The organism is Polycladomyces abyssicola, from assembly GCF_018326425.1.
Classification (GTDB): Bacteria; Bacillota; Bacilli; order Thermoactinomycetales; family JIR-001; genus Polycladomyces; species Polycladomyces abyssicola.
The window spans coordinates 1223605-1245073 of sequence record NZ_AP024601.1; the positions used below are offsets into that span (position 1 = coordinate 1223605).

The following is a 21469-nucleotide window of genomic DNA, read 5'->3' on the forward strand; positions in this document are numbered from 1 at the left end:
TCCCGGCAGTCTTTTATTCCCCAAGCACCTCATCCACCACTTCTTCAATCACGTCCAACCCTTCCTCTAGCTGCTCATCGGTGATCACCAGCGGAGAGAGGACACGGATTACATTGCTGTAAAGGCCTGCCCCCATCAGGATGACGCCCCGCCGATTGCACTGCGCAAGGATCTTTCCGGCCAGCTCTTTATCGGGAGTTTTATCCGGACCTTTGACCAGCTCCATGGCGCACATGGCGCCGAGGCCACGGACGTCACCGATCTGTGGGTGCTTCTCCTGTAGCTTGTGGAAACGGGCTAGCACTTTCTCACCGATGATCTGTGCCCGCTCCGGCAGCTTCTCCTCCTCCATCATCTCGATCACCTTCAGGGCGGCGATGCACCCTAAGGGGCTTCCTCCGTAGGTGCCGCCGATCTCTCCAACATCCGGGGCATCCATGATCTCCGCCCGCCCCGTCACCGCGCTGATGGGAAGCCCTGCGGCGATGGACTTGGACAGGGTGATCAAATCTGGAACAACGTCAAAGTGCTCCATGGCGAACATTTTTCCGGTACGGCCAAAGCCGGTCTGCACTTCGTCGGCGATGAAGAGGATCCCGTGCTTTTGACAGATCTCATAAACGCCTTGGACAAAGGCTTTGGAGGGGACAACAAACCCGCCTTCCCCCTGCACCGGCTCCATGATGATAGCAGCCACATCCTCTGCCGGCACTTCGCTCAAGAAGAAATTCTTAATCCGATTGAGGAGTTCCCTGTCCAGCTCCTCCGGGGACATTCCTCTCGGAGCCCGGTAGTAGTAGGGATAAGGTAGCTTATACACATCCGGAGCAAAGGGGCCAAACCCGAATTTATAGGGTTTTACCTTGCTGGTCAGGGACATGGCCAACAGGGTCCGTCCGTGAAAGCCCCGCTCAAAAGAGAGGATCGCCCGCCGCCCGGTGTACTTGCGGGCGATCTTCACCGCGTTTTCCACCGCCTCGGCGCCGCTGTTGAGGAAGAAGGTCTTCTTTGCGTGGGCCCCGGGGGTGATCTGGTTCAGCTTCTCCGCAAGGGCCACATAGGGCTCATACATCATCACGTGGAAGCAGGGGTGGATATACCGGTTCAACTGCTGCTTCAACGCCTCTACCACCTTGGGCGGACAGTGGCCGGCGTTCAGACTGCCGATAGCTCCGGCGAAATCGATGAAGGTATTGCCATCCACATCGGTCAACAGCGCCCCTTCCCCCTTGGCGGCAAAGGTGGGTACGGTGTTAAAGGGACCCCGGGGAACGTTTTGCTCCTTTTTCTCCAACAGGGCTTTTGCCTTCGGTCCGGGGATCTCCGTGCGGAGATCGATAAATTGGTAAGAAGTCTTCGCCAAGTTCGACACCCCTCTTAAACAAAATCCTCAATCCAGTTTCACTGATACATATTTGGTCTCCAGAAACTCCTCGATCCCGTAACGGCCACCTTCCCTGCCCAGTCCGCTCTCCTTGAACCCGCCGAAGGGGGCTTGGGCGGTGGAGGGGATACCGTCATTTATCCCGACGATGCCGTACTCCAGCTTCTCAGATACCCGGATGGCCCGGGAAAGATCTTTGGTGTACAGGTAGGCAGCCAAACCGTATTCGGTGGCGTTAGCCTTTTCCACCGCCTCCTCTTCCGTTTCAAAGGCTTGGATGGGGGCCACCGGGCCAAAGGTTTCCTCCTGTTCCACCAGCATATCGGCGGTGGTGCCTAAGAGCACCGTCGGCTCGTAGAAATGGCCTCCCTCCGCACCCGGGCCCGTGAAACGCTTCCCGCCGGTAATTAGGCGTGCTCCCTTCTCCAAGGCATCCTCCACATGGCGCTCCACTTTTTTCAAGGCATACTCATCGATGAGGGGACCGATGTTGACTCCTTCCTGCAAACCATTTCCCACCTTCAGCTGCTGCACCTGACGGGCCATCTCCTTGGCAAATTGTTCCTGGATGCTCCAGTGCACATAAATCCGGTTGGTGCAGACACAGGTTTGCCCGGCATTGCGGAATTTGCTGGCGATTACTTCCCGGACCGCCGCCGTCAGATCGGCGTCGTCAAAGACGATAAAGGGAGCGTGGCCGCCCAGCTCCAGGCTAACCCTTTTCACCGTATCTGAGGCCTTTTTCATCAGGATCTTGCCTACTTCCGTGGAGCCGGTGAAGGTGAGCTTCCGCACCCGGGTATCCTCTAGCAGTACATCTCCAATCATCCGTGGATTCTTTCCCGTCACCAGGTTGAAGACACCTTCAGGTAATCCCGCTTCCGCGAAGATCTCCGCCAGCCTGCAGGCCGTCAGCGGCGTCTGTCCCGCCGGCTTGACCACAGCGGTACATCCCGCCGCCAGGGCGGGGGCCACTTTGCGGGTGATCATCGCCGCCGGGAAGTTCCAGGGGGTGATCGCTGCCACCACTCCGACCGGCTGCTTCAACACCCAAATCCGCTTGTTGGGGGCAGAGGCGGGAATGGTGTCACCGTAGATCCTTTTCCCCTCTTCGGCATACCACAGTACGAAGTCCGCCGCATACCGTACCTCTCCGAGGGCTTCCGGCAGGGGCTTACCCTGCTCCATAGTCATGCAACGTGCCAGTTCCTCCTCGTTTTCCCGCATCAGCTGGTACGCCTTGTGCAAAATATCCCCCCGCTCCCTGGCGGTGAGAGCAGCCCAACCCGGATACGCCCGGTAGGCAGCGTCGATAGCCTTTTTCACATCGTTGGCCGTGGCATCCGCTGCTGTCCCCACCACTTCACCCGTGGCGGGGTTGGTCACCTCGTAGGAAGCGCTGTTTTCCGACTTCACCCATTTTCCATCAATAAACAACTGATACTGCTTCAATGTGTTATTCCTCTCCTTTCAATTCGGCCACCGTTTGTCCGGCGTCGATGATCGATGCATCTTCCACCAGAAAGCGGAGCACCACCCCAGATTCTTCAGCCGTGATCTCATAGAAATTTTTCATCACTTCCACCAGTCCGATGACATCGCCTTCTTGTACACTCTGCCCCTCTTCTACAAATGGGGGCTCATCAGGGGACGGACGGCGGTAAAAGACGCCCGGCAGGGGAGAGGTGATCGCTTTGGCTTGTTGAGACATACTTTTCTCCTCCCATCTGGTTGATTCATCTACCTACGATCCTGGAAGGACACGATGGAAACCCCGTGCTCTCGTAAATACGCTGCGATGGTCTCCGCCAGCCGAACGGCTCCTGGGGTGTCTCCGTGTACGCAAACGGTATCGACGGCTACCTGAATGTCTTTTCCATCCAACGTCGCCACTTTTCCCTCAGTCACGGCCCGGTAAACCCGGCGGGCCACTGCTTCGGGGTCAAGCTCCTTCTCCATCGAGCGGGTAAAGACGATCTTCCCATCGGCGGCGTACTCCCGGTCGGCATAAAATTCTGCCGCCACCGGCTGCCCCATCTCCTTGGCCAGACGGTAAGTGACGGAGGCCTCCATGCAGTACAGGATCAGCCCAGGGTCCGTCTTTTGGATTGCTTCGATGATGGCCCGGCTCAGCTCCTCGCTCTCAGCAGCCATCATGTAAAGGGCGCCGTGGGGTTTGACGTGTTGCACCTCCATCCCGTAAAAGCGGGCAAATTCCCTTAACGCTCCCAGTTGGTAGATAAGATCGTCCTGGATTTCTTTCGGAGATGCGTGGATGTAGCGCCGGCCGAAACCTACTAAATCAGGGAAGCCACAGTGAATACCCACAGCCACCCCGTGGGCTGTGGCCATCTCCACCGTCCTGCGCATCACGTGGGGATCTCCGGCGTGAAAGCCCCCGGCGATGTTGGCAGAGGAGATGGTTTTAATCATCTCCTCATCCATGCCCATCTTCCAGGAGCCGAAGCTTTCCCCCATGTCACAGTTGAGATCGATCTTCATTTGCTTCACCTCGTAATGATCCGTTCTTTGACCTCGGCGATCCTCTTTTGCTCCTCGCGTCTCGCGGCGAGGGATTCCTCCCTGGTGACGGGGACAAAGCGGGCTTTTTCATTAGTTTTCATCTGCCCCACCTTGGCCAAATCGGCGCTGATCACCGTAGCGATGGTGGCATAGCCGCCGCCGGTCACTGCATCGTTCAACAGGGCGATAGGTTCTACCCCGTCGGGAACCTGGATGGAGCCAATGGGATACCCCAAATCCACCACATTGGAGGGGTTGCTGCCGGCGCCGAAAGGCTGTTCCCTGGGGACAAAGTGTAGGCGTGTCCCTTTAAAGCGGTAGCCCACCCGATTGGCCTCGGGGGTGACCGTCCATTCCGTCTCCAAAAAGGTGCGCTTGCTCTCCTCCGTCAAGCGGTAGCTGCACAGTCCCATCATCACCCGGATCTCGGAGAAGGTGGAAAAGGAGGGCCAGTACTCCTGAGGCACCCGGATCCCCGGCTCCGCTCGCCGTACTTGCTGGCCACCGATCTTGAGCACGTCCCCGGCCTTGAGGGGCCGGCCTTCATATCCTCCAATGCCGCATAAGGTGTAGGTGGAGCGGGAGCCCAGCTTCATCGGCACATCGATCCCACCGGCCACAGCAAGGTAGGCCCTAGCCCCCCCTTTTACGATACCGAAGGACAACACATCCCCTGCCTTCACCGCAACCGCCTCCCACGTAGGGATCGGCTCTCCATTGATCTTCGGCGGAATCTCCGCACCGGTGACGCTGATGAGGGTATCCTCACCAAACTCCAGCTCCGGTCCCATATAGGTGATTTCCAGGGAAGCGGCGTTCTCATCGTTTCCCACCAATAAGTTGCCCACTGTATAGGCAAAGGGGTCCATTGCTCCGGAAGGGGGCAAGCCAATATGGTAGTAACCGATACGACCCCGGTCTTGTATGGTAGTCTGTAATCCCGGCTTACGTACTTTGATCACCGATACAACCTCCCCAACACTTTTTCCGAAAACGCCCTGGGGCGGTGGATCACCTCATCGGGAGTGAAAGAGATCCGGCTGGTGTGGTAGGTGAAGGTCCCCTCCTCCACCTGTCGGCGAATTGCGTTGTATTCATCCATATCGATTCTGCGGAAGCGGAAAATATCGCCGGGTCTTGGAAACACCATCGACTCTTTAAAGTCCGGGAGCCGTTGGTCCTTGTCAAAAATCGGCGCTGGTGCGATACCGAAGAGCTGATATCCTCCGGCCCCTTGAACCGGATAGATACAGGCGAAGGCACCTCCCCAGCCGAAGGCCCTCTCTGGCGTGTAGGTCCGCGGCCGGACATACTTGGGCACCTCGATCTGCTCCTCCCGGGGAACCATCTGAAAGCACCATGGCAACCCCGGAACAAAGCCAATCATGGACACCCAAAAGGGGGATTGTGTTTGGGCGTGGATAAAATCCTCCTTGCTTTGAAACCCATTGATTCGCGCCGCATACTCTAAGTCAGTGGAGTTCGGATCCTGGTGGCGGTCACGAAAGCGCATCAAAGCCTCATGGGTCCAGGGATCCTCGTACAGGATGGGCACATCGACGATCCGGGACTCCAGCTCCACCTCGGAGAGATCGGATACGGATGCATCGATCTTTTTCAGTTCCGAGATGATCTCGTCGGCATCGACTATATCCGGATCAAAGCGGATCATGTAGGATGCGTTGGCGGGGCAGATGTCCAAAATCCCCGTCCAATTCTTCTCCCGCAATTTTTCCGTGATCGCCATCGCCCGGAAGTTAACTTCCAAGCTCATTTCTTGGTCCAGTTCAACAAAGATGAACTCGTCTCCCCCGTAATCGTAACGGGCTTCCTGCTTATCCATCGGCTACCCACCCACCTCCACCGATAAATTTTGAATCATCCAACGATATCACATACAAAATCCCACAAAAAGCATGCCAATCTCAAACAGCACGTAAACAGAGGGGACAGCCTCTCAGTTTTTATTTTAAAAATGCATAATATCGAGTCTAATGGATGGCCGGCTGCTGTATTTAAAGCGGTCTTATTCTGCCCCCGATTCCAGTTGGGATCGTACGTAAAGCTCGGTGAAATTCCTCTCGACTTCCGTTTCACGAGAGAGTAGTTTTGAAGGATGAAACGTCTTATTAGCCATTACGCCCCGATTACGATTCCGTCTTCTTCTCTCCAAGTAACCCATACTCGTTCTCCCGATTGAAAGATTTGTTTTCCTTGGCTCGGAGTCATAACCACAATCCGATCTCCTTTTGCCAGCTGTACAATCGTTCGTATAAAAGATCCAACAAAGATTGTTTCTTCTACAACACCTGGCAATGAATAAGACAAATCCGGTGTTTCTTTCACTAATTGAACCCGCTCCGGTCTTATCGACAAATACATCGAGTCCGACACATTCTGGTTAATTCCAAGTTTGCCTCCGACTTTAAATCCATAAAAATCTAACACAAGGCTATTTTCCTTCATATCAGTTATCTTAACTTCTAATAAGTTTGTATCTCCAATAAAGTCAGCCACAAATTTTGTTTGAGGTCTCTCATAAATTTCTTTCGGGGATGCGATTTGTTCGATAGTTCCTTCATTCATAACTGCAATTCGATCTGAAATCGTAAGGGCTTCCTCTTGATCGTGAGTTACATAAATAAATGTTATTTCCAATTTCTGTTGAAGATGTTTGAGCTCCATCTGCATTTGTTTTCGTAATTTAAGATCTAAAGCACCGAGGGGTTCATCCAACAAAATTACTTTCGGATTATTGACCAAAGCCCTTGCCACCGCCACTCTCTGTTGCTGACCGCCGCTTAACTGCCTTGGTTTACGATCACCAAACGATTCCAATTGCACTAATCGAAGTGCCTCTTTCACTCTTGTGGTTATTTCGGACTTGGATACACCTTTCATCTTTAGTCCGTAGGCAATGTTCTCATTTACAGTCATATGGGGAAACAACGCATAACTCTGAAAAACTGTATTAACATCCCTCTTATATGGGGGGATGCCTACTACATTCTGTCCTTCCAAGAGTATTTGTCCCGCGTCTGGTTCCTCGAATCCCGCAATCATCCGAAGGGTCGTGGTTTTCCCACAACCGCTGGGACCAAGTATGGTGAGAAATTCTCCCCTTTTTACATTGAGATCAATCCCCTTAACAACTAGGTCATTTCCAAAACCCTTCTCTACCTTTTGAAGTTCAACGATAGTATTCATGTCAATCCCCCTCCTCCTTATGCTTTTTTACAACTCAGTCTTTTCGGCGCTTAATCGTGTAACAATGACAATCATAATGACGGAAAAAACAAAGATGAGAGTTGATATGGCATTAACTTCCGGTGTTATCCCTCGTCGTAGCATCGCCCAGATCTGTACCGGTAAGGTTAGTTCTCTTCCTGTTAGAAAGTAACTGACTGCAATTTCATCGAGTGAAAGCGTGAACGACAACAACGCGGCTCCAATAACAGATGTTTTAATATTCGGAAGTGTCATGAGAAAAAACGTTTGTAGTCTTGAGGCTCCAAGATCCATAGAGGCTTCCTCAATCGATCTGTCCAGTCTTTTTAGCCTTGCGTATACTTGAGTCATTACAACCGCAATGAGAAATGTACCATGTCCTAATAAAATCGTGGTTAACGACAGCTCCATTTTTATCTGGACGAATACACTCATCATTGCAACACCGGTAATAATGCCCGGCAATATCATCGGGAGTAAGACGATTCTCTCAAATAAGACCTTTCCCGGAAACTTAAATCTGTCTACAGCAAATGCGGAGGGAATGCCAAGTATCAATCCAATTAACGTTCCAGAAACAGCAACAATGAGACTATTCCATAAAGAATTTAGCAATGGCACATCTTGTAATAAAATTCTGTACCATTTTGTTGACCAGCTTGTAATTGGGTACGAATTGACTGCATTTCCGTTAAATGAGTAAACAATCACCACAATCATCGGCAGGTAAATAAACAAAAAGATCAGGGTTGCTGTGATCCACAGACTTGCTGTAATCCCGTCCATTCGTAATTGTTTTCCCACTTGTATACCTCCTATTTGTTCGTACCGCCCTCAAAACTCGCCGTTTTCTTTTCCAGGCGGTGCGCCATCTCCAATATGCCAATTACAATGATCAAGGTAATAATTCCGATGGCAGATCCTAGCGGCCAGTTATTGGCTACACCAAACAGACTATAAACAACGTTCGAGATCATCATGCTGCTCGTTCCCCCCAACAATTGGGGAGCCAGAAAATCTCCCATCGTCAATACAAAAGCAAATGTTGCACCTGCTATCACTCCAGGCATACTTAACGGTAAAACAACTTTATAAAAAGTGCGAAAACGACCAGCACCAAGATCTTTGGATGCTTCTATAAGATTTTGGGGGATGTGTTCCAACGATGTATAAATAGACATTAAAACCCACGGAGTGTAGATATGGGTTAACGCCAGAGTAACCGCATATGGACTATATAAAAAAATCTCTAACGGTTTGTCAATTACACCAATCGCAAGTAAAAAACTGTTTAAAATACCATCCTGTCCTAAAACAATTTTCCAAGCATAAGCTCGCACTAGATAACTCACCCATAACGGGATGATCACTAACGTGTACATCAGTTGTTTATTTTTTTTGATTTTGTAATTGATGAAGTAAGCTAACGGATAACCGAGGAGAACACTAAACAAAGTTACCCAAAACGCGACTTTCAAAGTTTTTATAAGTGTTCCATAATATAATTCATTCGTAAAAAACTTAGTATAGTTACTAAATGAAAAGTCATGAACAATTGTCCCAAAGTCTACCTTCCAAAAACTATTGATAAATAATGTAATGTACGGCACAAACAAAAAGACTGACAGCCAAATGATCGGAGGAATCAATAAGATCAAGAGGCGTGGATTCCAAAAACGCTTTGGGGTCACAGATCTGACTTTGGATTTATCGACTGATACGGCGGTTGCGTTATTAAGCATAGGGTTCCTTCTCTCCTTTTGGGAAAATGTCTGGCGGCCGAAGCCGCCATATTCTACTTACTGGGCTTTGACTTCATTCCAAATCTCGTTATATTTGTCGCGATCTTTAACTTCCTGCCAGAAGTTAATTTTTTTCATGTAGTTATCCATATCGTCAATATGAATCGATTTTGCTTGTTCAGGAGTCATATACTTAGCTGCATTCTTGTTTGCAACTCCGTAACCGGTAACATCTGCCACTATTTTTTGAACTTTCTCGTCAATCACATAATTGATATATTTTTCAGCCAATTCTTTGTTTGGAGAGGATTTAACGATCATTAACCGATCAATCCAACCCGTAATTCCTTCTTTCGGAATGACCTCTTTCAAGTTACGCCCAGATGCATTAACTGCCTTGGGAGTTAGAGGCCAACCTACCGCTAACACCACTTCTTTATTTGAGAATAGATCGTTAAGTTCACCAGCAGTAGCCCAATATTTTCGAACTTGGGGCTTCAATTCAATCAGTTTTTTCTTAGCTTCCTGAAGTTGTGCATCAGACATATTGTAGAGTGCGCTTGGATCGTTTTTGTCGAGTCCCATCATTTGTCCAATGAGATAAATATTCGAAATGTCATCCCACAAAGAAACCTTGCCTTTATACTTTGGATCCCAGAATATCTTCCAGCTATTCGGAGGCGTTTTGATAACGTCTGCATCATATATGAGAGAGTCTGGTCCCCAAGTAAACGGAACACCATATACTTTACCGCCCTTTTTGACATCGTTCATATTCTTCAATTTTTCAGCTAAATTTTTATAATTGGGTACATTGTTAAGATTAATCGGAGCAACTAGACCCTCTCTGACTAAATAACCAGCTACGTCGGAAGAGGGAGAAATGACGTCGTATACATTTCCGCCCCCACCTTTCAATTTTGAAACTAATTCGTCACTTGATCCAAAATAAGTTACAGTTACCTTGACTCCATACTTTTCTTCAAATCCTTTTACAAATTTAGGGTCAGCGTATCCTTCCCATGTAAGGAGATTAAGGGTTTTACCGTCCGATTTTGGTTTGTCAGCCGTTGTACCGCTACAAGCAGTCATCGTCATCAACAAACCTAGTATGATTGTAGCTAGAAGACCGACAGATTTTCGTTTTTTCATTCTTATACCTCCTCTTGTTTCTTACACTTTTACGTACTGCAAAACGTGTGCCAAACTAACGAGAACACAAAAAAAGGCCGTCAAATCAATGGGATTGACAACTTTCTCAACGATTCTAGTATGAAATTTGCCAATGCACAGTATCATTGGTTTTTCATGCATATTGATTCTAACGATGATGAAAAACAGAGCAATTACTGATGCTGCTGTAGTAAACAGAAAAAGCATTAAACAATGTCAATTTGCATTGTTCGAAAAATTAGATATCCTGTTTAAGGTGATTTCTTTATCAGGACTCTTTATTTTGTTTAATTTTCGTACGACAGTTGATTGGTTTACTTTCAGGAGTTCGGCAATTTGGTAGGTACTCGTAGTGACACTTTGAGCCTTTTTTATCAATTCCTGTTCTACAAATTGAAGAGCTTCCTTTAGAGGGATGATCCGATTGATAACAATAGGACTTTCATTTGAGTTGAAGCGAAAACGGTCATAAATCGCAGGAGGCAAGCAACTGATGTCAATCACATCATCTTCAGCCGCAACATACATCCATTCTACAAAATTTTGCAATTCCCTTATATTTCCCGGCCAGTTATATTTAGAAAGAAGCGAAAGAACATCCCGAGAAAATTCTTTAGATCGTCCATTTTTTTCAATGGTTCTCTCTAAGTAAGAAATTAACAAAGGGATAACGTCCTCTGGTCTCTCACGCAACGGTGGAATGGTTATAGGAATCACATTCAGCCGATAGTAGAGGTCTTTTCTGAACTTGCCAATTCTAACTAATTCTTCTAAGTTTTGATTGGTTGCGGCGATAATTCTTACATCAGTACGTATATATTCCCTCCCTCCAATTCGGGTGAAGGTTCCATCCTGCAGAACATGAAGCAATTTGACCTGTAGGGACAAAGGCAATTCTCCAATCTCATCCAAAAAAAGTGTCCCTCCATCGGCAAGTTCCATAAAACCAATTTTCCCTTGTTTGTTTGCCCCCGTAAAGGCTCCTCCATCATAACCAAAGATCTCACTTTCCATCAATGTGTCGGGGATTGCTCCACAATTGACCATTAAAAAAGGTCCATTACTCCGTCGACTGTTTTTATGAATGTAACGGGCAATTTCCCCTTTTCCAACACCTGTTTCTCCTAATAACAGCACCGTAGACTCTGTTTGTGCAACCCGTGAAGCAAAGTTTAATAATTTTTTCATTACTGGACTTTTGGCAACTAACGAGCCATTTGTATTTCCATTTTCATCAAGAGATAACTGGGAATCATTAATCAAAGGATGATTCTGAGAAAATCTGTTTTTGAGATGGCTAAGTTCGGTAATATCCTTTGAAGAGCAAATTACTCTGTAGATTTCACCGTTTTCATCCCAGATAATATTTGCTTGAACCAACAAATTACGTCCATTTGCAGTAGTCTGCACTACTGAAATATTTTTCCGTTTTTCAATTGCCATGGCAGTTGCTGATGGAGAAAATACGCCTTCTTTTTCCAACTCTTTCACATGACGACCAATTAGCTGATCACGTGATATTCCATAGAAAATCTCACATTTCTCATTTACTCGTAATGTAATACCCTTCCCGTCAGTTATAAAAATTCCATCAAAAGATGAATCTAGAATTGCTTGTAACTCACGATTGATCAATTTTTCCTGACCGTGAAGCAGATCTGAGGATCTCTTCTTCATAATCATGGCAACCCCGTCTCCAAATCCGGGTACTATGTTTACTTCAACATCGAAGTTATGAAGAAAGCGTTTCGTGTTGTTGTGTCGATAGCGGTTTTCCCAAATTTCTTGAAGTTCTTTAGGCAAGTCATTAACGTTCTTTATTGAGGTTAGTTTTTCTAGTTTTAATAGGGAGCGAGCTGCCGAGTTGATGACTGTAATCTCTCCTTCAGGGTCAAGGATCACCACACCTTCTTCGAAATGCTGTAAAATTCTCGTTATAAACTTCCAAGTTAACAGGGACGGTGTTTTATCAACCATCTAGCTACCCCCTTTTGTGATTTCCCAAGCTCATTTCTTGGTCCAGTTCAACAAAGATGAACCGTAATCGTAACGGCTTCCTGCTTATCGATCGGCTACCCACCTCCACCGATAAATTTTGAATCTTCATCGATATCACCTACATAATCCCGCAAAAATCATGCCAACTTCAAACACCCCGTAAACAAAGGGGACGGCTTTTCAGTTTTTATTTTAAAAATAAATAACATTAGACAAATCTGATCTTTCACAGGTCTTTTACTGACTGTTAACTTTCTGCAGTCGGGCTCTTGTTGTTCTTTCGTTTAAACGAACCATCCTATTTGGGATCGGCTATTACTAATCGCATATACTTATGCATAATTGCATAATATTTTTCCTTTATATTCTGCATTGATAAACATTTTTCCATTGGCATCATTCTTGCTCTAATTGTTTCAACAGATAAGTGTATCACCGGCATGGTGCCTCTATGAGAAGGAGTTGGTTTATTAGATTAATGGACCAAGTCTCAACTGCCTGACCATCAAAATTAAAAAAAAAAGAAAGGAAAGATACGAGTATGAAGTATCCCCTTTCACCAGATGTAAAACCAGAATTTTGTACGATCGGATCGTTTATGCGTTTACCTTCATCACGGGAAAATGCTAAGGTTGCCATTTTAGGGATGCCTTTTGATACGGCGGCTTCTTTCCGTGTAGGAGCGCGATTCGCCCCGCAAGCGATTCGCCAAGCATCTATGACACTATTCCCTTACCATCCGGTTCATGAGGTTTATCCTTTTGAAGATACAAACGCAATAGATATCGGTGACGTACCGGTTATTCCGCATAATATCCACCGCAGCTATGAACTAATGGAAAAATATACCTTAGATCTTATGAAAAAAGAAATCATACCGATTGGATTGGGTGGAGACCACTCAGTAACATTGGCAAGTTTGCGTGCAGCAGCCAAAAAATACGGTCCTGTTGCTATGATCCATTTCGACTCTCATACGGATACTTGGGATACGTATTACGATGAAAAATACTGGCATGGTTCTACGTTTATCCGGGCGTATGAAGAAGGGCTTTTACAACCGGATAAAGTATTTCAAATCGGTATTCGCGGTACACTCAATCATCCCGGCGACATCGGAGCAAGTATTGAACTTGGTTATCATGTAATCACTACTCAGGAATTGCGCAAACGCGGTTTTGAAGATGTAGTTAGACAGGTAAGAGAGACCATTGAAGATACACCTTGTTTCTTAACCTTTGATATCGACTTCGTTGATCCCTCCTGTGCACCCGGGACCGGTACGCTGGAAGTCGGTGGATTTACCAGCCTGGAAACACTTGAAATAGTTCGTTCTCTTACTGGCTTCAACTATATTGGATTTGACTTGGTGGAGGTACTTCCCCCCTACGATCCGACACAAATTACTTCTCTTTTAGCTGCTACGCTGGTGCATGATTTTGCCAGTCTTGCAGCGTTAAATCTCAAACAAAAAATAAATTTAATGCCCAACAAAACCGAACAAAAAAGGGGGAGAACATATGAAAGTACGTTATGAAATTATCAGCCCCTATCATGGGGTCATTACCCGTGTATTGAGCAGTCCATATTCCTATATCTATGAAGGGGAAAGTGTCTGTTTAATAAAAACGGAGAATGCCCTAGTCGAAATCAAGGCGGATCTGAGCGGATCTATTGAGTCACTTTATGTGAAACAAGGTGAGGTAGTCGCCCCAGGGAAGGTGCTGGCTACTATAGAGGAAGATTTTCTGTCTGTTAACGCAGGAAGCGATTAAAATAGCGCAGATTTTTAATTCGAAGCAAATCGAGGTGAAAATATGAGCGTTACAATATCGAAGTCTGCTCAGCAGAATGAGGAATTAAATCTCTTGAAATCGACTCAGGCCATTATAAAAGAAGCTTTGGGCCATCTGGGCTATCCCCATCAATTTTATGAATTGATCAAAGAGCCTTTGAGAACCTTAACCGTTCGGATTCCGGTCCGCATGGATGATGGCACGGTTCGCGTGTTCACCGGTTATCGTGCCCAACATAATGATGCCGTCGGGCCGACCAAAGGAGGAGTCCGGTTCCACCCGGATGTTACGGAGGACGAGGTTAAAGCTTTGTCCATTTGGATGAGCTTAAAATGCGGGATTGTAAATATCCCTTATGGCGGCGGGAAAGGTGGAATCGTCTGCGATCCACGTGAACTCTCTTTCCGTGAATTGGAGCGTTTAAGCCGGGGATACGTGAGGGCGATCAGTCAGATTGTCGGACCCGCGAAGGATATCCCGGCCCCCGACGTATTTACAAATCCCCAAATCATGGCCTGGATGCTGGATGAATACGATCACATTCGTGAATTTGATTCGCCTGGATTTATTACAGGGAAACCTTTGGTTCTTGGCGGTTCGCATGGGCGGGAAACAGCAACGGCGAAGGGAGTAACGATTTGTATTGAAGAAGCCGCGAAGCGGAAAGGAATTGATATTCAGGGGGCCAAAGTCGTCATCCAAGGTTTTGGGAATGCCGGGAGTTATTTGGCTAAATTCATGCACGATGCGGGCGCCAAAGTGATTGGAATTTCTGATGCTTACGGCGCTTTATATGATCCCGACGGCCTTGATATAGATTATTTGCTGGATCGCCGGGATTCCTTCGGGACGGTAACAAAGCTTTTTAAAAATACGATTACAAATCGGGAATTGTTGGAATTACCCTGCGACATTCTTGTGCCGGCGGCTATCGGAAATCAGATCACATCCGCCAACGCCCACAGAATCAACGCAAAGGTTGTTGTAGAAGCTGCCAACGGACCGACCACATGGGAAGGAACCAGAATCCTCACGGAAAGAGGCATTCTGCTGGTGCCTGATGTACTTGCAAGTGCTGGCGGGGTTACCGTTTCCTATTTTGAGTGGGTGCAAAACAATCAAGGTTATTATTGGTCTGAAGAGGAAGTCGAATCCAAGTTGCGCGATGTTCTGGTCCGTGCTTTTGAAAACGTCTATAACATGTCCCAGCAAAGAAAGGTAAATATGCGCTTGGCAGCTTATATGGTGGGCATTCGCAAATTGGCCGAAGCCAACCGGATACGGGGTTGGGTTTGACTTTATTGCGGGACATGCGAGATTGCCTCATGGAAGGAGCCAAATGCGTTTTTAAAACATCAAATGTTCGAAGCAAGGAAGATCGGCGGTACGTATGGAGGTAAGAAAGGAGTTGAGATCATTGGACATTCTCTTTGATGAGTTGGAACAGCTGACAGCCAGGCATGTTTGTTTGGTAACAGAGACAAACCGATACGATTTTTCCGTCCATTACTCCCAATTTTTCTGCGGAAAAAGCATGATCACTTGTTTGCAATCAGGAACGATGTTGTTGATGTCTTACGAAGATATTTTCAATGATAATGTTTGGGTGACTAAGTTCAAGATTCCCAACGAAGATCTTGAACTGATTAAGGAGTTTTTCAAGTCGGCGCTTACTCCGCTTTATTCTGATTCCCTTCAATACTAAGTTCATATTTTTATGCATGAGAGAATAAACTTATTCACTTTTGCATAGTTCCGGGAGTTTTTGAAAATTAGTTTTATAGCTTTGAACGGCTATTTTCCATTATTTAAAATTGGCATCATATTTGCAATAGGTGAATAACGAACGCACATTAAATGAATAGGGGGAGTTGGAATGGAGTCGATTTTAAAGATGTATATTGACGGGAAATGGACCGCTTCTTCAAGCGGGGAATTCAGACAGGTCATCAACCCGGCGAACGGCGAAGTGATTGCAGTTGTAACGGAAGGGACTGCCGAGGATGTAAAAAAAGCGGTTGCTGCAGCGAAAAGGGCTTTTTATGAAGACGGCTGGTGGGATACCCCGGCGGTTGAACGGGCGCGTCTGTTATTCAAACTGGCAGACCGACTGGAAGAGCAAGCAGAAGAATTTGCTGAGTTAGAAGTGAAAGATAATGGGAAACCGTACCGCGAAGCGACTGTAGATGTTGCGGATGCCGTAGCGTGCTTCCGGTATTATGCGGGACTTGCTACGAAGCCGCATGGGCAAACCTATGAAGTGGCGGACCCCATGCAATCTGTCGTGGTCCGGGAACCGATTGGCGTCTGCGGCCAAATTATCCCATGGAACTATCCCTTGTTGATGGCGGCTTGGAAACTGGCTCCGGCATTGGCGGCAGGGAATACGGTCGTCTTTAAACCTTCGGAGATCACTCCTCTTTCTGCGATCAAGCTGTTTGAAATCATTGAAGAAGTTGGCTTCCCGCCAGGGGTTGCTAACCTTGTGCTGGGTGAGGGGAAAACGGTAGGTCATGAAATCGCCGTCAACCATGACATTGATAAGGTAGCATTCACCGGTGGCACGGCGACTGGACGCAGCATCATGCAAGCCGCAAGTGGAAACTTGAAAAAGATTTCACTTGAATTGGGCGGAAAATCGCCAAATATTGTTTTCGCGGATGCTGATTTTGAGACAGCTCTTGATTACGCGCTGTTTGCGATTTTTGTCAACCAGGGGCAAGTCTGTTCCGCAGGTTCCAGACTTTTGCTTGAAGAGAGCATCCATGATGAATTTGTAGAAAAATTGGTTGAAAGAGCGAAGAAAATCAAAGTGGGGCCGGGTAATGATCCGGATACGGAAATGGGGCCGCTCATCTCCGAAGCGCATATGAACAAAGTGCTGAACTACATCAAGATTGGCCAAGAAGAAGGGGCCAAGCTTGTCTGCGGCGGAAAAAGAATAACGGAGAACGGGTTGGAAAAAGGCTACTTTGTTGAACCTACCATTTTTATCGACACGAAGCCGGATATGAGAATTGTGCAAGAAGAAATCTTCGGTCCCGTTTTGGTCGTGCAAAAATTCAAAGACGAAGCGGAAGCGATCCGATTGGCGAATGATACTGTTTATGGCCTCGCGGGTGCGGTATTTACGCAGGACGGAGCGAAAGCGCAACGGGTTGTACGGAAGCTGCGTGCCGGAATCACCTGGATCAATACCTATCACCCCACATACAATGAAGCTCCTTGGGGCGGTTATAAGCAGAGTGGAATTGGTCGAGAATTAGGCACATTTGGTTATGAGGAATACACCGAAGTGAAACAGATCAATACTAATCTGCAAGTAGAGCCAACCGGATGGTACAAGGGTTAAAAACACTATGACCGGGAGGTCACAACCGTAAGGGGCGCGGGGAACCTTTGATCGACTATAAGGAAACCGGGGAGCAACGGTGTCCCCAACTCCCTACTTACCCTTGATTTTCACCCGAAAATATAATGGTTCGTTTGCAGGGAGGATTATTATATGGGTAATAAGTATTCTGAGATTTACAGCTATACTTCAAAAGTATTGGACCTTATTTCAAAGCAGGAAATTAATGAAGAAGATGCTAAATGGGTGACTGATGAAACGTTAAACGGGTTTAAAGAGCATGTCAATCCCGGCTTTTTGGAGTATCGTAAGACTGTAACAAAAGATATGCAGTTTGCAGCAGTCGAGTGGAAAGACTCCGGCCCCAACTGCTTTATAGACGTGAATGGGAAAGAGTATATTGACTGCCTGGGCGGCTTTGGAATCTATAACGTCGGGCATCGCCACCCGAAAGTGGTTAAAGCGGTGAAGGATCAGATGGACCGGCAAGCTTTGCACAGCCAGGACTTGCTGGATCCATTGCGTGCCATGCTGGCCAAAACGCTGGCCGATTTGACACCGGGAGATCTCAAGTACTCTTATTTCGGCAACAGCGGCACCGAATCGGTCGAAGCAGCGCTCAAGTTGGCCAAAATCTATCATAAGAAAAATGACAGACACACCTTCCTGGCTACGACCCGTGCGTTTCACGGAAAAAGCTTGGGATCTCTGTCAGGTACGGCAAAAGGTGTTTTCCGTAAACCATTTTTGCCTTTGGTTCACGGTTTCCGCCATGTACCATTTGGCGATATCGATATGATGTATAAAACGATGCACGCCTGCCATATGGTCGGGGAAGAAGTCGCCGCTGTCATTGTGGAGCCGATTCAGGGCGAAGGCGGCGTCATTGTTCCTCCGGATGATTACCTGTCAAAGCTTCGTGAACTGTGTGATGAGTATGGTGCCCTGCTAATCTTTGATGAAGTTCAGACTGGAATGGGACGTACCGGAAAAATGTTCTGTTGTGAGCATTATGATGTGGTACCGGATATCTTATGTTTAGGCAAAGCGTTCGGCGGAGGAATCATGCCGGCTAGTGCAACGGTTGCGACAGAAGAAGTATTCTCGCACTGGTTTGAAAATCCGTTCCTTCATACCACTACCTTTGGCGGAAATCCGCTCGCTTGTGCCGCTGCTCTGGCCAACATTAATGTGTTGATCGAAGAGAAATTGCCCGAGCGCGCGGCCGAAATCGGGGAATATTTGATCCGAGGTTTAAGAGATGCCATGAAAGGGCATGAAAATATCGTTCTGGAAATTCGCGGGAAAGGGCTCCTCATTGGAATCGAGTTTGTCAGCGATGAAATTGGTTACGAAGTGTCTAAAGGATTCTTTGACAACGGGGTGCTTGTGGCGGGAACACTCGTGAATGCCAAAACGATCCGGGTTGAGCCACCTCTCACCATTGAGAAAACTCAATGTGACCGGGTATGTGAGGTATTTGCCAAAGTACTCAACGAAGTTAACAAACAACTGGTTAAAGGTTAAACTCTTTAGACTCGTTATAGGCGGCTGGTTAACGTGAAAATTCAATCATCTATTGTAAGTTCGTATCATGGCACCGTTGTGAAGATCTTTCATCCTTTCTCATTATCGTTTCGCAAAGATCAGCCACTGTTTCTGATCAGGACCAAAGAGGGTTTGCTGAAAGAAGTGGTTGCGGACAGCCCTGGGACGATCCACTCCTTCGAAGTGAGTGTGGGGGATGAAGTGGTTCCCGGGATGATACTTGCGTATACGGAAGAAGATCTTTCGGATTATGAGAGCGGCCATGACTCAAAAGCAAGTGAGACCTGTTGATTATATACATCGAGAGCTTTAGCTACCCCTCTTGATAGTCCGACACTACTTTTTGTATACTTTCCAAAAAGTAGTCCTGAATGCATATGCGGACAGGATCGAGGGATGGTTCGCCGGGCACGAACTATGTGTCAATTCCACGAGTGGTCACTGGTCAAAAGGATATATCTCGAAACCCCTGGCTTTTGGCTATGGGAAGTCATCATGAGTAAACTGAAAGGTAGGGAACTCTTATCTGCAGATGTAAAGGGTGACCTACCTTTTTCTCTATGATCCATCATCAGAGAGGGGGATCGAATTTATGCTGGTGTTCACTGCAGAAAATATACGGCCTATTCAAACCGTATCCATTTGTGCTTCGATCTCCGAGGTACAAAAACATTTACAACGGCACAAAGACAGGTATTTATTTGTCCGGGAAGATGACGAAATCGTGGGTTTTGTAAAGGCGCGAAATATAAAGAGATATGAGGACTTTTCCTCTTTGTTGGAGGAGATGACTCCGCTTGATCGGGTTTATAGTATTACATGTGGCCAACAAGTGCCTGATGTTTATAAGTTATTGGGTGAAGATATTATTCTGGTAAGAGATGAGAACCAAGTCCTCTGCGGTTACTTGCAAAGAGATGATATTATCATTGAGTTATTAAGACAAGATGAAACCATTGATTTGTTTCGGACCATTTTGTCATCGATCCCTCTGGGAATCTTCGTTGTTGACCGTAAAGGCTATATGATTAACTACAATGTTGAAGGACTCAGGATGATCAAAATGGATGCCGAGCAGATACAAAATGTAAAGGCAAGTGAAATTTTCGGGGCTGAGCATATTGACCGGGTTTTATCCACTGGTGAAACCGTTCTTAATCAACTCCATATTACACCGCAGATGGGGATTTTAGCTGATTACAGCCCCATCTTGAATAAAGAAAATGAAGTCAAAGGGATGATTATCATTGTCCAGGATCTTCCTATGCTTGAAGAGCTGGCGATGGAACTGGATTATGTCAAAGGTTTAAATAAAGACTTAAATGCCATTCTTTCTACCGTCTATGATGAAATTCTCGTTGTGGACAGCGAAGGCCGATTGCTCCGGTTTAGTGATAACAAAATGTCTGATTTTTGGGCTGGGGATATGAATGAACTGATCGGCAAAAACCTGGTGGAATTAGAGGAAAAGGGACTGTTTAAGCCTTCGGTAACCCGATTGGTTTTAGAGCGCAAGAAGAAGGTATCTGTAATCCAAGAAACCGCGCAGGGCAGAAAAGTTCTGGCGGTTGGAACTCCGGTGTTTGATGAGCAAGGAAACCTGGACCGAATTGTGATCGCATCGCGGGATATTACGGAGACAACGAAACTGAAAAGCGAATTAAAGCAAGTGAGAAGGCTATCCGAACAGTACAAAAAAGAACTGGTGGATCTGAAGAAAAGAGAAATGTTGAATCGCAATATTATCTATTGCAGCCCGAAAATTGAACGTATCATGAAATATATCGAAAAAGTGGCGCAATTTTCGTCCACCGTTTTGCTGACAGGAGAATCCGGGGTGGGAAAAGAGGTCTTTGCCAAAGCGATCCACCAGCTCGGGCCCAGATCCAGGAAGCCCTTTCTTAAGATCAACTGTGGCGCGATACCTGAAAACTTGTTAGAGAGTGAACTTTTCGGCTATGAAAAAGGAGCTTTTACCGGTGCGGATCCAAAGGGAAAAATAGGCTATTTCAGACAAGCCGACAAAGGAGTCCTTTTTTTGGATGAAATTGCGGAGATGCCTCTGTCCCTGCAGGTAAAACTGCTCAGGGTCTTACAGGAACGCGAAGTGATTCCCGTCGGGGGCGTTCAGCCGATTCCGGTCGATGTACAAATCGTAGCCGCAACAAATAAAAACTTGGAACAGCTTGTGGAAAAAGGGCTCTTTCGTGAAGATCTCTATTATCGGTTAAATGTGATTCCGATTCATATCCCGCCGCTTAGAGAAAGGCTGGAAGATATTCCCCCACTCGCTTATTACTTTTTGCAAAAATTAAACGAAACCTACAATACAAACATTCAACTGGCTCCGGATGCATTAAATCTGTTGGAAGTTTACCCATGGCCCGGGAATGTGAGAGAGCTTCAAAATGTGATTGAGCGGGCGGTTGTCACGATTGATGACGATATGATTGACGCTGATCAAATTTCCCGCCTGTTGCAGTGGAAAAAATTGGATACGAAAAGCAAACCAATCATTACCAACATCATGCCCCTGCAAGAAGCATTGGAAGAAGTGGAAGAGCAGCTCATATTACTCGCCATGGAAAAATACAAAACGACGACAATGGCTGCCAAGATGCTGGGCATTAGCCAATCATCAGTAAGTCGAAAATATCAAAAAATAATGAAAAAGAGAGCGGAGAAATCAAAAATCGTATAAATAGCGATGAACAAGAAGGGTCAA

Annotated in this window: 19 protein-coding genes; 8 read left to right on the top strand and 11 right to left on the bottom strand. The window is 46.7% G+C overall.

Annotated elements, in window-relative coordinates; all coding sequences use genetic code 11:
- Positions 1–13: 13 nt before the first annotated feature.
- The 11 genes from gabT to KI215_RS06185 form a co-directional block, all read right to left on the bottom strand.
- Positions 14–1363, bottom strand: coding sequence for a 4-aminobutyrate--2-oxoglutarate transaminase (gene gabT / locus KI215_RS06135; protein WP_212774668.1), 1350 nt, complete (start codon positions 1361–1363; stop codon positions 14–16).
- A gap of 27 nt (positions 1364–1390) precedes the next feature.
- Positions 1391–2836, bottom strand: a complete 1446-nt coding sequence (locus KI215_RS06140; RefSeq protein WP_212774669.1) for an NAD-dependent succinate-semialdehyde dehydrogenase — start codon at positions 2834–2836, stop codon at positions 1391–1393.
- Positions 2837–2840: 4 nt separating this feature from the next.
- A complete protein-coding gene (locus tag KI215_RS06145; protein ID WP_212774670.1) occupies positions 2841–3095 on the bottom strand; it encodes an acetyl-CoA carboxylase in 255 nt (84 codons plus the stop codon).
- Positions 3096–3124: 29 nt separating this feature from the next.
- Entirely contained in the window at positions 3125–3886 is a 762-nt protein-coding gene (locus tag KI215_RS06150) for a LamB/YcsF family protein (protein ID WP_212774671.1), read from the bottom strand.
- Positions 3887–3891: 5 nt separating this feature from the next.
- Positions 3892–4869, bottom strand: a complete 978-nt coding sequence (locus KI215_RS06155; protein WP_212774672.1) for a 5-oxoprolinase subunit C family protein — start codon at positions 4867–4869, stop codon at positions 3892–3894.
- Positions 4866–5750 carry a 5-oxoprolinase subunit B family protein gene (locus tag KI215_RS06160; protein ID WP_212774673.1) on the bottom strand — a complete coding sequence of 295 codons (885 nt, stop codon included), beginning with the start codon at positions 5748–5750 and terminating at the stop codon, positions 4866–4868. The genes KI215_RS06155 and KI215_RS06160 overlap by 4 nt, the downstream gene beginning before the upstream one ends.
- A gap of 293 nt (positions 5751–6043) precedes the next feature.
- Positions 6044–7114, bottom strand: coding sequence for an ABC transporter ATP-binding protein (locus KI215_RS06165; RefSeq protein WP_212774674.1), 1071 nt, complete (start codon positions 7112–7114; stop codon positions 6044–6046).
- Between the two features lie 27 nt (positions 7115–7141).
- On the bottom strand, positions 7142–7939 hold the full coding sequence (locus KI215_RS06170) for an ABC transporter permease (protein WP_212774675.1): 798 nt from the start codon (positions 7937–7939) through the stop codon (positions 7142–7144).
- Positions 7940–7950: 11 nt separating this feature from the next.
- Positions 7951–8877 (bottom strand): ABC transporter permease, encoded by a 927-nt coding sequence (locus KI215_RS06175; protein ID WP_212774676.1) that lies wholly within the window; start codon positions 8875–8877, stop codon positions 7951–7953.
- Positions 8878–8934: 57 nt separating this feature from the next.
- Positions 8935–10029 carry an ABC transporter substrate-binding protein gene (locus KI215_RS06180; RefSeq protein WP_212774677.1) on the bottom strand — a complete coding sequence of 365 codons (1095 nt, stop codon included), beginning with the start codon at positions 10027–10029 and terminating at the stop codon, positions 8935–8937.
- A 237-nt stretch (positions 10030–10266) separates the two neighbouring features.
- A complete protein-coding gene (locus KI215_RS06185; protein ID WP_212774678.1) occupies positions 10267–12027 on the bottom strand; it encodes a sigma-54 interaction domain-containing protein in 1761 nt (586 codons plus the stop codon).
- A gap of 562 nt (positions 12028–12589) precedes the next feature.
- Here KI215_RS06185 and speB point away from each other — a divergent pair.
- The 8 genes from speB (at position 12590) to KI215_RS06225 (ending at position 21445) form a co-directional block, all read left to right on the top strand.
- The gene (gene speB, locus KI215_RS06190) at positions 12590–13585 is read left to right on the top strand and encodes an agmatinase (RefSeq protein WP_212774679.1); all 996 of its coding nucleotides are present in this window, start codon (positions 12590–12592) and stop codon (positions 13583–13585) included.
- Positions 13569–13823 carry a biotin/lipoyl-containing protein gene (locus KI215_RS06195; protein WP_212774680.1) on the top strand — a complete coding sequence of 85 codons (255 nt, stop codon included), beginning with the start codon at positions 13569–13571 and terminating at the stop codon, positions 13821–13823. The genes speB and KI215_RS06195 overlap by 17 nt, the downstream gene beginning before the upstream one ends.
- A 42-nt stretch (positions 13824–13865) precedes the next feature.
- Positions 13866–15140, top strand: a complete 1275-nt coding sequence (locus KI215_RS06200) for a Glu/Leu/Phe/Val family dehydrogenase (protein WP_212774681.1) — start codon at positions 13866–13868, stop codon at positions 15138–15140.
- 94 nt (positions 15141–15234) lie between these two features.
- Entirely contained in the window at positions 15235–15549 is a 315-nt protein-coding gene (locus KI215_RS16265; RefSeq protein WP_420830172.1) for an SAV0927 family protein, read from the top strand.
- Between the two features lie 171 nt (positions 15550–15720).
- Positions 15721–17196, top strand: coding sequence for an aldehyde dehydrogenase family protein (locus tag KI215_RS06210; protein ID WP_212774683.1), 1476 nt, complete (start codon positions 15721–15723; stop codon positions 17194–17196).
- Positions 17197–17349: 153 nt separating this feature from the next.
- Positions 17350–18723: a putrescine aminotransferase gene (locus KI215_RS06215; RefSeq protein WP_212774684.1), complete on the top strand. Its 1374-nt coding sequence runs from the start codon at positions 17350–17352 to the stop codon at positions 18721–18723.
- Positions 18724–18756: 33 nt separating this feature from the next.
- Entirely contained in the window at positions 18757–19035 is a 279-nt protein-coding gene (locus KI215_RS06220) for a biotin/lipoyl attachment domain-containing protein (RefSeq protein WP_212774685.1), read from the top strand.
- A gap of 301 nt (positions 19036–19336) precedes the next feature.
- Positions 19337–21445: a sigma 54-interacting transcriptional regulator gene (locus KI215_RS06225; RefSeq protein ID WP_212774686.1), complete on the top strand. Its 2109-nt coding sequence runs from the start codon at positions 19337–19339 to the stop codon at positions 21443–21445.
- The last annotated feature ends 24 nt before the right edge of the window (positions 21446–21469 follow it).